At 66.0% G+C, this 14,714-nt stretch carries 16 protein-coding genes and 1 riboswitch; of the genes, 9 read left to right on the top strand and 7 right to left on the bottom strand.

Going from position 1 to position 14,714, the window contains the following annotated elements:
- Positions 1-156: 156 nt before the first annotated feature.
- From K410_RS0111720 to K410_RS0111705, 4 genes are all read left to right on the top strand, one after another.
- Positions 157-711 carry a nucleoside 2-deoxyribosyltransferase gene (locus tag K410_RS0111720; protein ID WP_028135027.1) on the top strand — a complete coding sequence of 185 codons (555 nt, stop codon included), beginning with the start codon at positions 157-159 and terminating at the stop codon, positions 709-711.
- Between the two features lie 26 nt (positions 712-737).
- Positions 738-1,472, top strand: coding sequence for a TlyA family RNA methyltransferase (locus tag K410_RS0111715; RefSeq protein ID WP_028135026.1), 735 nt, complete (start codon positions 738-740; stop codon positions 1,470-1,472).
- On the top strand, positions 1,465-2,712 hold the full coding sequence (locus K410_RS0111710; protein WP_028135025.1) for a class I SAM-dependent RNA methyltransferase: 1,248 nt from the start codon (positions 1,465-1,467) through the stop codon (positions 2,710-2,712). Before K410_RS0111715 ends, K410_RS0111710 begins: the two co-directional genes overlap by 8 nt.
- 193 nt (positions 2,713-2,905) lie before the next feature.
- Positions 2,906-3,988 carry an Acg family FMN-binding oxidoreductase gene (locus K410_RS0111705; protein WP_028135024.1) on the top strand — a complete coding sequence of 361 codons (1,083 nt, stop codon included), beginning with the start codon at positions 2,906-2,908 and terminating at the stop codon, positions 3,986-3,988.
- A gap of 97 nt (positions 3,989-4,085) precedes the next feature.
- Here the strand turns inward: K410_RS0111705 and K410_RS0111700 are convergent, their stop codons facing one another.
- The 3 genes from K410_RS0111700 to K410_RS0111690 form a co-directional block, all read right to left on the bottom strand.
- Positions 4,086-4,703 (bottom strand): hypothetical protein, encoded by a 618-nt coding sequence (locus K410_RS0111700; protein WP_028135023.1) that lies wholly within the window; start codon positions 4,701-4,703, stop codon positions 4,086-4,088.
- A 300-nt stretch (positions 4,704-5,003) separates the two neighbouring features.
- Positions 5,004-5,639 (bottom strand): hypothetical protein, encoded by a 636-nt coding sequence (locus K410_RS0111695; protein WP_028135022.1) that lies wholly within the window; start codon positions 5,637-5,639, stop codon positions 5,004-5,006.
- A gap of 165 nt (positions 5,640-5,804) precedes the next feature.
- Positions 5,805-6,668, bottom strand: a complete 864-nt coding sequence (locus K410_RS0111690; protein ID WP_028135021.1) for a DUF1194 domain-containing protein — start codon at positions 6,666-6,668, stop codon at positions 5,805-5,807.
- A 273-nt stretch (positions 6,669-6,941) separates the two neighbouring features.
- A riboswitch (Fluoride riboswitch) is annotated at positions 6,942-7,017 on the top strand.
- Between the two features lie 100 nt (positions 7,018-7,117).
- Here K410_RS0111690 and K410_RS36760 point away from each other — a divergent pair.
- The 3 genes from K410_RS36760 to clpS all read left to right on the top strand — a co-directional run bounded on the left by K410_RS36760 (position 7,118) and on the right by clpS (position 9,183).
- Complete coding sequence (locus K410_RS36760; protein ID WP_049820016.1) at positions 7,118-8,326, top strand: MFS transporter; 1,209 nt, start codon at positions 7,118-7,120, stop codon at positions 8,324-8,326.
- Positions 8,327-8,354: 28 nt separating this feature from the next.
- Positions 8,355-8,738 (top strand): fluoride efflux transporter CrcB, encoded by a 384-nt coding sequence (gene crcB, locus K410_RS0111680; RefSeq protein ID WP_028135020.1) that lies wholly within the window; start codon positions 8,355-8,357, stop codon positions 8,736-8,738.
- Positions 8,739-8,877: 139 nt separating this feature from the next.
- Positions 8,878-9,183, top strand: a complete 306-nt coding sequence (clpS, locus tag K410_RS0111675; RefSeq protein WP_028135019.1) for an ATP-dependent Clp protease adapter ClpS — start codon at positions 8,878-8,880, stop codon at positions 9,181-9,183.
- On the opposite strand, the gene K410_RS0111670 is transcribed toward clpS, so the two are convergent.
- The 4 genes from K410_RS0111670 to fabI all read right to left on the bottom strand — a co-directional run bounded on the left by K410_RS0111670 (position 9,161) and on the right by fabI (position 13,044).
- Positions 9,161-10,378: an adenylate/guanylate cyclase domain-containing protein gene (locus tag K410_RS0111670; protein ID WP_028135018.1), complete on the bottom strand. Its 1,218-nt coding sequence runs from the start codon at positions 10,376-10,378 to the stop codon at positions 9,161-9,163. The two genes, clpS and K410_RS0111670, sit on opposite strands and share 23 nt — an antisense overlap.
- A 62-nt stretch (positions 10,379-10,440) precedes the next feature.
- Complete coding sequence (gene aroC / locus K410_RS0111665) at positions 10,441-11,529, bottom strand: chorismate synthase (RefSeq protein ID WP_028135017.1); 1,089 nt, start codon at positions 11,527-11,529, stop codon at positions 10,441-10,443.
- 86 nt (positions 11,530-11,615) lie between these two features.
- Positions 11,616-12,215 carry a histidine phosphatase family protein gene (locus K410_RS0111660; RefSeq protein WP_028135016.1) on the bottom strand — a complete coding sequence of 200 codons (600 nt, stop codon included), beginning with the start codon at positions 12,213-12,215 and terminating at the stop codon, positions 11,616-11,618.
- Positions 12,216-12,228: 13 nt separating this feature from the next.
- Positions 12,229-13,044, bottom strand: coding sequence for an enoyl-ACP reductase FabI (gene fabI / locus K410_RS0111655; protein WP_028135015.1), 816 nt, complete (start codon positions 13,042-13,044; stop codon positions 12,229-12,231).
- 172 nt (positions 13,045-13,216) lie between these two features.
- Between fabI and K410_RS0111650 the strand changes: the two genes are divergently transcribed.
- Both K410_RS0111650 and K410_RS0111645 read left to right on the top strand, forming a co-directional pair.
- On the top strand, positions 13,217-13,705 hold the full coding sequence (locus tag K410_RS0111650; RefSeq protein WP_028135014.1) for an RNA polymerase sigma factor: 489 nt from the start codon (positions 13,217-13,219) through the stop codon (positions 13,703-13,705).
- Between the two features lie 106 nt (positions 13,706-13,811).
- Positions 13,812-14,582, top strand: coding sequence for an anti-sigma factor family protein (locus K410_RS0111645; protein ID WP_028135013.1), 771 nt, complete (start codon positions 13,812-13,814; stop codon positions 14,580-14,582).
- Positions 14,583-14,714: the final 132 nt, after the last annotated feature.

Below are 14,714 nucleotides of genomic sequence, written 5' to 3'. Positions count from 1 at the left end.
AGGTCGACGCGAAGCGTCGGGTAAGGACTCCATCCTCTGGGAGATTGTCCCGGTGCGGAGACACCCCTCTCCCCAGCCCTCCCCCGCAGGCGGGGGAGGCAGCAGACCGCCCACTGTGGCTTGCGCCCCTGCCCAAATTTTTCCGGTTCTGACTCCATGAAGATCTACCTGGCAGGTCCCGACGTGTTCCTGCCGGATGCCATCGAGATCGGCCGTCGCAAAGTCGATGTCTGCGCGACGCACGGTCTCACCGGCCTCTATCCTCTCGACAACGCAATCGACGTCACCGCACCCGACGCCGCGCGGCAGATCTTCTGCGGCAACGACGCGATGATGGACGAGGCCGACGCCATCATCGCCAACCTCACCCCGTTCCGCGGCGCCGGCGCCGATCCCGGCACCGTCTACGAGCTCGGCTACATGGCCGGCCGCGGCAAGTTCTGCCTCGCTTATTCCAATGACGGCGCCACCTATGCCGACCGCCTCAGCCGCTTCATGGACGTCACGTCCGAGGACGGGCGGCTGATCGACGCGCAGGGCCTGACCGTCGAGGATTTCGGCCTCGTCGACAATCTCATGATGATCCACGCGCTGGAGCTGCATGGCTGCCCGCTGGTGACGCCGGCCACGGTACCCATCGACGTCTGGCACGATCTGGCGGCGTTCGAGGCTTGCGTCCGGATGGCAGCCGCGCGATTGATCGCTACATAAGCCTTTCAGTCGCCTCCGGAGATCCGATGTCCCCTGCCCGCAAGCGCGCGGATGTGTTGCTGGTCGAGCGCGGCCTGTTCGAGAGCCGGGCGCGGGCGCGCGCGGCGATCGAGGCCGGCCTCGTCAGGGCCGACGACAGGCAGGTCGCCAAACCGTCCGAGACGATCGCCGAGGACGCGGTAATCCAGGCCGAGCCCGCGCATCCCTACGTCTCCCGCGGCGGCGTCAAGCTCGCCGGCGCGCTGGAACGCTACAGAATCGAGATCGAGGACCATGTCTGCCTCGACGTCGGGGCGTCCACCGGCGGTTTCACCGAGGTGCTGCTGGCGAACGGCGCGAGCCTGGTGTTCGCCGTCGATGTCGGCACCAGCCAGCTGCATCCCTCGTTGCGCGACCATCCCAAGATCGTCTCGATGGAGGAGACCGACATCCGCAGCTATGAGGGCAAGCGCCTGCCGGCACGGCCCGATGTCGTCGTCATCGACGTCAGCTTCATCTCGCTCAAGACGGTGCTGCCGGTGGCGCTGTCCCTCGCCGCCGCGCCGATGAGCCTGCTGGCGCTGATCAAGCCGCAATTCGAGGCTGACAGGAAGCACAACAAGAAGGGCATCGTCCGCGACGCCGCCGTGCACCAGGCGATCTGCGACGACATCGCAGCCTTCGCGGCCTCGCTCGGCTGCACCGACATCGAGGTATTTCCCTCGACGATCGCGGGCGGCGACGGCAATGCCGAATTCTTCCTGGGCGCGCGCCGTGGTTGAGCGTCTGACCATCGATCATGTCGGCCATCGCGGCGACGGCGTCTGCCTCACCACGGGCGATGCCATCTATGTGCCCTATACGCTTGGCGGCGAGACCGTCGAGGTCGATCACGTCGTGGGCCACCATCCGGATCGCCGCAAGCTGCTCGCGGTCGATGTCGCAAGCCCCGAGCGCATCGAACCGTTCTGCCCCCATTTCGGCGTCTGCGGCGGCTGCGCGATCCAGCATTGGGCGGCAGAGCCCTATCAGGCCTGGAAGCGCGGCATCGTGGTGGAGACGCTGGCGCAAGCCGGCATCGATTGCGCGGTGGCGCCCCTGGTCGACGCCCATGGCGCCGGCCGCCGGCGCATCACGCTGCACGGCCGCTTCGGCACCCATGATGTTCTCAAGGTCGGTTTCTCGGCGACGAGCTCGCACGACGTCATCCCGATCGATCGCTGCCCGATCCTCGATCCCGCGCTCGACGGCGCGCTCGATGCCGCCTGGGCGCTCGCCGAACCGCTGACGTCGAAGATGCCGGTGACCAAGCCGCTCGACATCCAGGTCACCGCCACCGCCAACGGCCTCGATGTCGACGTGCGCGGCTCCGGGCCGCTGCCGACGCCGCTGGTCACGGCGCTGTCGCGCGTCGCCGAGCAGCACCGCCTGGCGCGGCTGACGCGGCACGGCGAGCTCGTGCTGCAGCGCCTGCCGCCGACGGTGAAGATGGGCCGCGCCGAGGTGACGCTGCCGCCGGGCTCGTTCCTGCAGGCGACGGTGGCAGGCGAAGAGACGCTCGCCGCGCTTGTCACTGAGCGCATCGGCAAGGCCAAGGACGTTCTCGACCTCTTCTGCGGCGTCGGCCCGTTCGCGCTCCGGCTCGCCGAAAAGGCGCGCATCACCGCGTACGACAATGACGCCGGCGCCGTCGCAGCGCTGGCGAAGGCGGCGCGCACACCGGGAATGAAGCCGATCAAGGTCGAGCCGCGCGACCTGTTCCGCCGCCCGCTGGTGCAGCAGGAGCTGCGCGACTTCGATGCCGTGGTGTTCGACCCGCCGCGCCAGGGCGCGCAGGCGCAGGCCCTGAAGCTCGCCGCGAGCAAGGTGCCCGTCGTGATCGCGGTGTCCTGCAACGCCGCGACCTTTGCCCGCGACGCACGGCTGCTGATCGACGGCGGTTATCGGCTGGAGGCGGTGGTGCCGGTCGATCAATTCCGCCACACGCCGCATGTGGAGCTGGTGGCGCGCTTCACGCGCTAAAGCATGATCCAAGAAGGGTGCGCAGCGAGATCATGCGCAAACAACGACCTGGAGCGCGATGTGGATTCATCCAGATCTCATCGCGCTCCAGCCTCGGCGCCCGGTCTTGATTCCGGTCAATCGTTGCAGCGCGTTCGGTGCTAAGGACGTTGGCGCGCCATGAGGCGCGACATGGGATGCGGAGCGGACGCTCTTGCTTGACCGACGACAGTTCACCGCGGCTGCGCTGGGCTTTTCCACGACGGCTATCAGCGGCTTCCCCGCTGCAGCGGCGGCGGCGATGACCTATGATGAGGCGGTAACGGCGTCTCGGGCTGCGCTGCAGACCGTGCCGCGGGATCGCGAGCTCGTGCGCTTTGCCACCCTCGCGGCCAACAGCCACAACACCCAGCCCTGGATCTTCTCTGCCCGCGGCGATGAAATCACGATCGCACCGGATTTCTCGCGCCGCTGTGCGGCCGTGGATCCCGACGACCATCACCTCTTCGTCAGTCTCGGCTGCGCCGCCGAAAACCTCATCCTCGCGGCGTCCGCGCTGGGCTGGCGCGCCAATCCGGTCATCGACGGCGAGCGGATCGTGATCGCGCTCGAGCAAGCCCCGCCGGATGCATCGACGTTGGTGCCCGCAATTCCGGTCAGGCAATGCACCCGCGCGGCGTTCGATGGCAGGCCCGCCGCGCCCGAGACCTTGCGCCGGCTCGACAGCGCCTGTCGCGAACCCGGTGTCACGGCCCTTCTGATGACCGAGCGCGCCGCGATCGCCGGGGTCACTGACTACGTGCTCGAGGGCAACTCGGCGCAAATGCGTGACAAGGCCTTCATGCGCGAGCTCGTGAGCTGGATTCGCTTCAACGAAGCGGAGGCGCTCGCGACCATGGACGGATTGTTCGCGCCCGCCTCGGGAAATCCCTCCCTGCCATCGTGGCTGGCGCGGCCGCTTCTGAGGCTGTTCTTCACCGAGAGCGGGGAAAACAAGAAGTACCGCGACCAGCTCGCCAGCTCTGCGGGCGTCGTCGTCCTCGCGGCCGAGCGCAGCGACAAACCGCACTGGATCGCGGTCGGCCGCGCCTGCCAGCGCTTCGGTTTGCAGGCGACCGCGCTGGGGCTCAAATATTCCTTCGTCAACCAGCCGGTCGAGGTGGCGGCGCTGAGGCAGCAATTTGCAGCCTCGCTCGGGCTCGGCGAACGGCGATGCGATATCGTGATGCGTTTCGGAACCGGCCCGGACCTGCCGAAGTCGCTGCGGCGTCCGCCGGAGCAGGTGATGCGGCCCTAAAGCGCGATGCGATGAGCATGAATCGCCATCGCGCTTTAGCTTGTTGTTTAAGCATGATCTTTTCGGAAAACCGCTGCGCACTTTTCCGGATCATGCCTTAACGGCGCAAACCGCTCAGCGCCGGCGACTCGCCCGGCAGCATGTTCGATCTGATATCGCTGTCCATGCGGCCCGAATCCTGCTGGATGAAACCGGCGCCGAACGACAGGCTGAGATTGGAGGTCGGCTTGAATTCGACGCCAGCAAATGCGCCGGTGCCGGGTGCCGCGCCAGATGTCAGCGGCGCAACCGAGCTGCCGATGCCGTTGCCATATTTCAACGTGTCGAAACCGGCAAAGAACGTCACGGGCATGCCGCCCATGGTCTTGGTGTTGTAGCCGAACTGCGTGCTGTCATATGAGAGCGCACTGAAATTGCCGGCAAGACCGGACTGACCGAGACCGCTCTGACTGAGGCCGCTCCAATTCAGATTGCCGCGCTGACTGCCGACGAAAAAGCCAGTCGTCGCGCTGCTGCGCCAATCCGGATCGCCAGCGTTGAAGCTGGGGGAACTGCCGTAAACATCGGAACTCTGGTCGGCGCCGCCCCCGAGGCCGAAGGGCCCGCCGGGGATCCAATATCTCAGCGGCGCGACCTGGGCGTGAACCGACGATGCAGTCAGGCAAAGCACAGCGAGCAGGGCTGCAATCACGGGTGAAGGGACAAATCTGGACATTGAAGCTACCGGCAAGGCTTTTGCAGATCATACTCTCCTGACATCACCAATGCCAGCGCAGCGGCCGCGCCGACGTGACGGCCGGGCCTCCCCATGACCGAACCTGATGCCGCACGTTCCCCTGCTCGCGCGCGGCAGGACGTCACCCGTCCGCCGCAAACGCCTCCAGATCCTGTGGAGCTGTCCGATGAAGTCTGGCGGTCGATCGCTGCTTGCGGCTTCGCCCAGGCCCGCTTGATCCTGCGCCGTTCGACCGGCAGAAGCCGCTGACTCGAGCCGGTGGACCGGGGGTCGTGAAAGTTATGCGGTCTTGTCCACGGAGGACGATGAATCCGCCGGCGGATATTTCGTCACCGGCACCATGAAGGATTTGGTGCCGACCTGGTAGATGATCTTGCCGTTTTGCCCGTCGTCGGTTGCGATCTGCGTCTGTCCGAACATGATGACGTTCTTGTAGACGTAGCCGGTGCCCTTACGGGTGACGCCGTCGGTGGTGACGCTGACCTCGGCCTCCTTGCCATTGACGGACAGCACCTTGAAGCTCGCGCTCTTGCCGTTCTCGCTGGAATAGCCGCCCCAGCTTCCCATCAGGCGGCTGTCGGACGCCGGCGGGGCCTGCTTCTCGAGATTGGCGGTCTGCTTGCCAGCGCCGCCGAACGAGAACAGCATCACCATGTTCTTGCCGTCCTTGGTGCCGACCGTGATCCCGCCAAAGGTGATGAGCGTGCCCTGAACCTCGCCGAAGCCGCGCTCGGTGCGTCCGTTGTGGGTGTACTCGACCTGCGCCCGGGCCCCGCGGATGTTGACGACCTTGAACCCGACGGGCTGGTTGTTGCCCACCCAATTGCCCTTCCAGTCACCGACCAGAGCACTCTGGCGATACAGCCGCTCGTTGGCCGGCGAAATCTGGTTGGTGCTCGATGTGACGATGGCCATTGGATTGCTCGGAGACGGGCCTCACAAACCCGCTTTCGTTCGCCGCGGCGATGTCAGGATGCCGACTGGAAACGAACGGAAACCATGCGATTAGGGCCACGCTCCGGTTAACGAGGCGTTAAGTTCACGCATCGGCCAAGCGGGAAAAAGCTTCAGCCGGAGACTTCAGCGGCCCCAGCGGTCCGACCAGATCTTCTCGCCGATCAGGCAATTGACGCGCGGCTCCCTGTCGGCGACCCGCATCACGGGACGCTCCGGCGTGCGGCCGGCGACCTCCATCAGCAGCTTGGTGCGGATCGCCTCCTTGAACTTGTCGCGGTCCTTGATCGTGATGACGAAGGAGCCGGGGCCGCCGATGACGCAGTCCTCGTAGTAGAAATCGAGATTGTCGATATCCATGGTCGAATAGGACGGCTCCTTGATCATGATCGGCAGGCCGTTGATGACGATGCCCTTCTCGAGCGCGGCATCGCGTGCCACCGTGACAGGACCGCCGTTGTTGTTGGGACCGTCGCCGGAAATGTCGATGACGCGGCGCAGGCCCCGATAGGGGTCTTCGTCGAACAGCGGCATGGCAAAGTTGAGCGCGCCCGAGATCGAGGTGCGCGAAGCACGCCGGATCGGCGTCTTCATGATCTCGGCGGCGACCGCATCCGCCGTCTCGGGACCGTCGACCAGCCGCCAGGGGATGATGATCTTCTGGTCGCTGGAGGCGGCCCACTCGAAATAGGTCACCGCGATCCGGCCGTTCGGGCCGAGCTTCAGCGCCTGGAGGAACTCCTTCGACTGGATCGCCTGCGCATAGCCCTCGCGCTGGATCGCGAGCTCGTCCATGTCCATCGAGTAGGACACGTCGACCGCGAGGACCAGCTCGACGTCGACCGTCTGCGCGTCTCTGTCGGCCGCGGGCCGCTGCAGCTGTTTCTTGGACGGTTCGAATTTTGGTCCTGGTGCCGCGACGCCCGCGACGTCCCCTCCGGCAAACATGCCGGCCACCAGCACAGCCCCGATCGAGAACAGCAACCGCATCGCAGTCTCCCGTCGTATGACGTGATGGTGACATGCAATCGCCTTGCCGCAAAGCGCGAAGATCGCTTGCGCTTCACTTTCGAGTTAGGAATCTGCGGCGCGGGCGCACGCGCGCTTTGCGCAATGCCGCCCCCGTGTTGCCGCGCTCGCGCCGCTGGAACACGCTCGTGCGCTTCGCACCATCAGGGCTCATGATGCGCGAAGCGGGAGCGACGCGCACGGGGACACAGTTCCCCGCCCACTTGTCCGAAGCGATTTCCGTGCTAGGTTGGCCACACAGATGGGGATGGAGTCCCCCGTAACCGCCCGGCGGTCGATCACCGTGTGGGCTGATGACTCCTGCTTGAGGAGGGGCAATTATTGAGCCTCTGCCTTCGGCGGGAGCATGGACAGACCCGCCGGCGGCGGGTTTTTTGTTGTCTGGTGCAAGGCCAGGAGAAGGCGAAGACGTGACGACGACGACACCGAATGCTGCACGTGGCGGGCTGCCGAGAGGAATCTGGGTGCTCGGCTTCGTCTCGATGCTGATGGACATCTCCTCCGAGATGATCCACGCGCTGCTGCCGGTCTACCTCGTCACCGTGCTCGGCGCTTCGACGCTGACCGTCGGCTTCATCGAGGGCATTGCGGAGGCGACGGCCTCGATCACGAAGATCTTTTCCGGCGCGCTGTCGGACTGGCTCGGCCGCCGCAAGCTGCTCGCCGCACTCGGCTATGGCCTCGCCGCCCTGACCAAGCCGCTGTTCCCGCTGGCGCCCAGCGTCGGATGGCTGGTGGCCGCGCGCTTCGTCGATCGCGTCGGCAAGGGCATTCGCGGCGCGCCGCGCGATGCGCTGATTGCCGATATCGCCCCCGTCGGCCTGCGCGGCGCGAGCTTCGGCCTGCGGCAATCGCTCGACACCATCGGCGCCTTCGTCGGGCCGCTCGCCGCGATCGGCCTGATGTGGTGGACCGCCGACAATTTCACCGCCGTGTTCTGGGTTGCGGTGCTGCCGGCCTTCCTGTCGTTCGGCTTGATCGCCTTCGCCGTCAGCGAGCCGGCCCCGGATCCGAGCCGGGAGCCCGCAGGAAATCCGCTCAATCTCGACGCCATGCGGCGGCTCGGAGCGGTCTATTGGCGTGTCGTCGCCGTCGGAATCGTCTTCACGCTCGCGCGCTTCAGCGAGGCTTTCCTGATCCTGCGCGCGCAGAATATCGGGCTCAACGCGATGTGGGTGCCGGCGGTGCTGGTGCTGATGAACATCGTCTACGCCCTCTCGGCCTATCCGGCCGGCGCGCTCTCGGACCGGATCAACCGGACCGGCCTGCTCGCGCTCGGGCTCGTCGTCCTTGCCGGTGCCGATCTCGCGCTTGCGCTGCTGCCGACCCTTTCAGGCCTCGCACTCGGCGTCGCGCTGTGGGGGTTGCATATGGGACTGACGCAGGGCCTGCTCTCGGCGCTGGTCGCAGACGCCGCGCCGCCCCACTTGCGCGGCACCGCGTTCGGCTATTTCAACCTGTTCACCGGCCTTGCCCTGCTGGCCGCGAGCGTTATCGCGGGCGCGCTGTGGGATGCCTACGGCCCGGCCGGAACATTCCTTGCGGGGCTCGGCTTCGCGCTGGTTTCACTGGTGGGGTTATTTGCGGTCGGCAACGGGCTGACGGGGCGGAACAACTAATGCAGGTCACAAACCAGGGAACGAGACGTTGAACATCCAATACATTCTCGCGGTCGCCGCCGGCGGAGCACTCGGTGCAGTCGTGCGCTATCTGGTGTCCATCGGTGCGGGCCGGGCGTTCGGCACCGACTTTCCCTGGGGTACCCTCATCATCAACGTGACCGGATCATTCCTGATCGGCGTTCTCACTGGGCTGTTCGCGACGAAATGGAACCTGCCGCAGGCCGCCCGGATATTTTTGACGGTGGGCATCTGTGGTGGATACACGACGTTCTCGACGTTCTCTCTCGATGCCTGGTATCTGATCGAGCGAGGCCAGACCGTCGCTTCGGCCGCCTACATGATCGCATCGGTGGTACTGTCGGTGGGCGCGCTGATCGCGGCGTTGCATGTTGTTCGCGCGCTTCCCTGAAGCGAGGTCCGCACGATCCGTGCATCCCTGCCCATCGGCGACGACATGAGCAACCGCTCCGGCCATCTTGGAGGAGCCCGGGTGTCTGCCATATGATCAGACAGCTGGAGTTCACCAGGGCCGGGGTTTCTGGAAAACGATGAACGACGCCGTTACCAAGCCGAAAACCAGGACGAAGACCAAGGTCGAGCGGCCGAAGCTGCACAAGGTCATCCTGGTCAACGACGACTACACGCCGCGCGAATTCGTCACCAGAGTGCTGAAGGCCGAATTCCGCATGACCGAGGATCAGGCCTACAAGGTGATGATCACCGCGCACAAGCTCGGCGCCTGCGTGGTCGCCGTGTTCACCAAGGACGTCGCCGAGACTAAGGCGACGCGCGCCACCGACGCCGGCCGCGCCAAGGGCTATCCATTGCTGTTCACGACCGAACCGGAGGAATAGCGGCTCGATCGGCCAGCGCCGGCGTCTCGTCCGCCAGCCCGTACACGCGCTGCGCCTTGGAAAATCCCGCGATCGGAAACTCGCCGAGTTCGCGCCAGTCGTGGCGGCAATTATTGGCAAAGCCTTCCGAGGCCACGATGGTGCGGCCGAGCCGGCTCGCGATCTTCTCCAGCCGCGCGGCGAGATTGACGGCGGGGCCGATGCAGGTGAAGTCGAGGCGGTTGCCGCCGCCGATATTGCCATAGAGGATGTTGCCGACGTGGAGCGCGAGGCCGAAGCGGAAACGTTCGACGACCTCGCCGACCGGAATGGCGAGCGCCTCCACGCTGGCGCGGGACTGGCGCGCCGCCTCCAGCACCTGCGTGCAGACATGCGCGGCATCGCCGACATATTCGTCGATCGGAAACACAGCGAGCAGACCGTCGCCCATGAACTTCAAGACCTCACCGCCATGAGCGAGGATGGCGCTGACCTGGCAGTCGAAGTAATCGTTGAGGATCTCGACCACGGTCTCGGCCGGCAGCCGGTCCGACAGCGCGGTGAAGCCGCGCAGATCCGAGAGCCAGATGGCCGCCTGCATGGTGTCGGTGTGACCGCGGCGGATCTGGCCGCCGAGGATGCGCGCGCCGGCGCGGTTGCCGACATAGGTGTCGAGCAGCATCTCGGCGGTACGGCGCTGGCTGATGATCTCGCTGACACGCGCCAGCGGGGTCACGACGGAGCGGATTGCCGCGATGTCGTCGTCGCTGAAACCGCCTGGATGCTGCGTGATCCAGCTGGTCGCATGGATGGAGCCGTCGAGAAAGGGCACCGGCACCGCGACATAGTCGGTCGCGCCTTCGGCCCGTATGTCGTCGAGAAAAGGGAATCGCTTGCCGTCGGGATCGCCTGGGCGTCCCCTCACCTCGATGCCCTGCTCGAACACGACGCGGAGCGGGCTGCGGGCAAACTCGGGCGTATCCAGGATCTCGAAATCGACGCTGCCGATTTCGACTCCCTGGCCCTGCCGCCAGATGAAGTTGCGGCCGAAGATTTCAGGATGCAGCGTGCGGATGAAGATGCCGAAGCGCCACAATGGCAGGCCGGCCGCGACCAGGCGTTGGCAGAAATCGGCGATCATCTCGTCCGGCTCTGCCGCCGACCAGGCGCCATCGATCAGCCAATCGCAGACGCGCTGAAACTCGGAGCTGTTCATGGCTGCATTTGCGGACGAAGTTGCGGGGCCGTCAAGCTGCACGGTGGGCTAGAACCGCGACATCAACGCCCCACCTGCCCGCGATCGCGCAGGAAATGATCGGCCAGCACGCAGGCCATCATGGCTTCGCCGACGGGAACGGCGCGGATGCCGACGCAGGGATCGTGGCGGCCTTTCGTGAAGATTTCGGTGTCTGCGCCCTTGCGATCGACGGTCCGGCGCGGCTGCAGGATCGACGAGGTCGGCTTCACCGCGAAACGCACCACCACCGGCTGCCCCGTGGAGATTCCGCCCAGCACGCCGCCGGCATGGTTGGACAGGAAGCGCGTGCCGTCATTGCCGGTGCGCATCTCGTCGGCGTTCTCCTCGCCGGTCAGTTCCGCCGCGCCAAAACCGGCGCCGATCTCGACGCCCTTCACCGCGTTGATGGTCATCATCGCACCCGCCAGATCGGAATCGAGCTTGGCATAGATCGGCGCGCCGAGACCTGCCGGCACGCCTTCGGCGACGATTTCGATCACCGCGCCGATCGAGGAGCCGCTCTTGCGGATGCCGTCGAGGTAGGTCTCGAAGAACGCGGCCTTGTCCTTGTCCGGGCAGAAGAACGGATTGTTTGCGACCTCGTCCCAGTCCCACTTCGCGCGGTCGATCTTGTGCGGGCCGATCTGCACCAGAGCGCCGCGCACCCTGACGTCGGGCAGCACTTTTCGCGCGATGGCGCCGGCGGCAACCCGCGTCGCGGTCTCGCGCGCGGAGGAGCGGCCGCCGCCGCGATAGTCGCGCAGCCCGTATTTGGCTTCATAGGTGAAGTCGGCGTGGCCGGGACGAAACTTGTCCTTGATCTCGGAATAGTCCTTCGAGCGCTGGTCGGTGTTCTCGATCAGAAGCCCGATCGGCGTGCCCGTCGTCACCTGCACGCCGGTCTCCGGATGCGCCATCACGCCGGACAGGATCTTCACCTGGTCCGGCTCCTGGCGCTGGGTGGTGAAGCGCGATTGGCCGGGACGGCGGCGGTCGAGGTCGCCCTGGATGTCGGCCTCGGTGAGCGGGATCATGGGCGGGCAGCCGTCGACCACGCAGCCGATGGCCACCCCATGGCTCTCGCCGAAGGTGGTGACGCGGAACATGTGGCCGAAGGTGTTGAAGGACATCGCTGCTCGGTGGTTCGGTTCCGGCGTGTGGTAACGCGCTCTCGATGAGGGGTCAAATGGCCGCCAACGGGGGGATGGGGCCGCCCTTAACTGAACTTTTCCAGCCGTCCCTCACGGAACACGTAGACCGCACCCTGCTCGATATAGAGTTCTGCGGCGCTGGCCGGCGTCTCCAGCCCCAAGCACACCATCAGGGCCCGGCAGGTCCCGCCGTGGGCGACCGCGACGGTGTCACCCCGCAGCTGATCGTACCAGGCGCGCACGCGGACCTGGACATCGGCATAGGTCTCGCCTCCGGCGGGGCCCACGCTCCATTTGTCGGCGAGGCGCCTGGCGTAAATCTCGGGATCGGCCGCTTCGCTCTCGGCCAGCGTCAGCCCTTCCCAGCTGCCATAGCCGATCTCGCGCAGCCGATCGTCGAGCGCATAGTCGGCGACCGGCAGTTCGAGCTTACCGCGCGCGAGCTCCATGGTCTGGCGCGCACGGCCGAGCGGGCTCGACACGTAAGGCAGCGCCGCCTTGTCCCGCCCCTCGCGCTCGAACAGGTCGGCGAGAATGCCGCCAGCCTGGACGGCCTGACCGCACCCCCGCGCATTGAGCGGAATGTCTTTGGTGCCCTGAAGCCTGCCGAGCGCATTCCACTCGGTCTCGCCGTGGCGAAGATAGTAGATCGTGGGCACGGCCATTCCAGCCTGAAGATCAGTCCTTGCCGCCGAATGAAATGTCCGGCGCATCAGGCCTCTTCATGCCCAGCACGTGATAGCCGGAATCGACGTGATGCACCTCGCCGGTGACGCCGCGCGAGAGCTCGGAGAGCAGATACAACGCGCTGCCGCCGACGTCCTCGGTCGAAACGTTGCGGCGCATCGGCGCGTTGGTCTCATTCCACTTCAGGATATAGCGGAAGTCGCCGATGCCGGAGGCGGCGAGCGTCTTGATCGGACCTGCCGAGATGGCGTTGACGCGGATGTTCTTTTCGCCGAGATCGGCGGCGAGATAGCGCACGCTGGCCTCCAGCGCCGCCTTCGCCACGCCCATCACGTTGTAATGCGGCATCCACTTCTCGGCACCGTAATAGCTGAGCGTGATCAGCGAGCCGCCATCCGTCATCAGCTTCTCGGCGCGCTGCGCCACGGCCGTGAACGAGTAGCAGGAGATCAGCATCGACTTGGAGAAATTCTCCGCGGTGGTGTCGACATAGCGGCCTTCGAGCTGCTCGCCATAGGCGATCGCGTGCACCAGGAAGTCGATCTTGCCCCACTTCTCCTTCAGCACCGCGAATGCCGCATCGATGGTCGCCGCATCGGTGACGTCGCAATGGCCGAGCACGAGACCGCCGATCTCGGCGGCCAGCGGCTCGACGCGCTTCTTCAGCGCATCGCCCTGATAGGTGAAGGCGAGCTCGGCGCCGGCGGCGTGGCATGCCTTGGCGATGCCCCAGGCGATCGAGCGGTTGTTGGCAAGGCCCAGGATCACCCCGCGCTTGCCCTGCATCAGACCTGAATTCTGCGCCATGTTGGAACGTCCCGTCGAACTCTTGCTGAGGTCTGGAGGTACACCAGCCCTCCCCTGCGGTACAGCCCTAATACGCCGCGTTAACGCTGTTTCGAGCACCGGAATAGCCGTTCCATTCGGGTGTTATGATCATCGAGGCGCTCGCGCCCGAGACCAGGACGTCAAGACCACAATGAGTGCGTTTCGCCAGAGTGTGGAAGCCATGATCCCGGCGTTGCGCCGCTACGCCCGCGCGCTCACGCGCGACGCGGACGCGGCCGACGATCTGGTGCAGGACACGCTGGTGCGGGCCCTGCGCTCGGAGCGATTGTTTCTCGGAGGCGACGTCAGAAGCTGGCTCTACACGATCCTGACCAACCTCAACAAGAACCGGCGCCGCTCGCTGGCAAGGCGGCCGCAGTTCATGCAGCTGACGGAGAACAACCCCGATGCCAGCGGCACCGAAGCCGAAGGGCGCGACATCGAGAGGGCACTGGCGACGCTCGTCGAGGAGCAGCGTTCGGTGCTGCTCCTGGTCATGCTGGAAGGCCTGAGCTACCGCGAGGTCGCCGACATCCAGGGCGTGCCGATCGGCACCGTGATGTCGCGCCTCGCCCGTGCCCGTGCCCACGTCAAGGCCTCGCTGGAAGGCGAGCGCCCGACGCTCAGGCGGGTGAAATGATGGCGGAGTTGATGCATCGCGGATCGTCCGCCTGCAGCGTGCCGACGCCGCCAGCAAAGTTGAACTTTGGACGACATTGTGGGCCACAGAGCCAGAGACGATCGAGATGAACGAGCGCAAGATACCAGTGACCGAGGACGAATTGCACGCCTATGTCGACGGCGAGCTGCCGGCCGAGCGCCGCGCCGACGTCGAGGCCTGGCTGGCCGCCCATCCCGACGAAGCCGAGCGGGTACAGTCGTGGCGCGCCATGGCGGAGATGCTGCACGCCCGCTACGATTCCATCGCCCACGAGCCGGTCCCGGCACGGCTGGAGCTCGAGCGACTGGAGCGCCGCCCGCGGCAATGGCTCTATGGCGCCGCCGCGGCTGTGCTGGTTGCCTTCGTCGCCGGCGGCACCGCCGGCTGGGTCGCGCATGGCGCCGCCAGCGCCCCCTCGACCTTCCAGAGCCTCACCGCGGACGCGCTCGACGCGCACCGCCTCTATGTCGTCGAAGTCCGCCACCCCGTCGAGGTCGGTGGCAACGAGCGCGACCACCTCCAGGCCTGGCTGACCCGGCGCTGCGGCTGGACGGTGTTCGCGCCGAACCTGGAGGCCAGCGGACTGAAGCTGGTCGGCGGCCGGCTCTTGCCGGGGCCGAACGGCCCGGCGTCGTTCCTGATGTATGAGGGCGCCTCGGGCGAGCGCTACACGATCTACACCGCCAAGACCGAGAATGGTGCGACGCAAATGCGTTACGCCAGGACCGACAAGGACGGCGCGCTGTTCTGGGCCGAACGCGGCGTCGGCTACGTCGTCAGCGGCGGCGGCGATCGCGATCGGCTGACCAAGGTGGCGCAGGCGGTCTACGACCAGGCCGAGAAAAACGGCACCTAACCACCGCTTGAGCGCGGTGCCCAGATTCCGTCATTGAAAATTTGGAATCAAGACATCGGCGCGTCTCATTATCGCACCGAGTGTTCACGCGATTATGAGTGGCGTTCGATCCGCCGATCGACGCGGGCGGCC

It is taken from the genome of Bradyrhizobium sp. 22, from assembly GCF_000482425.1.
Lineage (GTDB): Bacteria > Pseudomonadota > Alphaproteobacteria > Rhizobiales > Xanthobacteraceae > Bradyrhizobium > Bradyrhizobium japonicum_B.
Note: the sequence above shows the minus strand (reverse complement) of the source record. Positions and strands in the feature narration are given on the sequence as shown.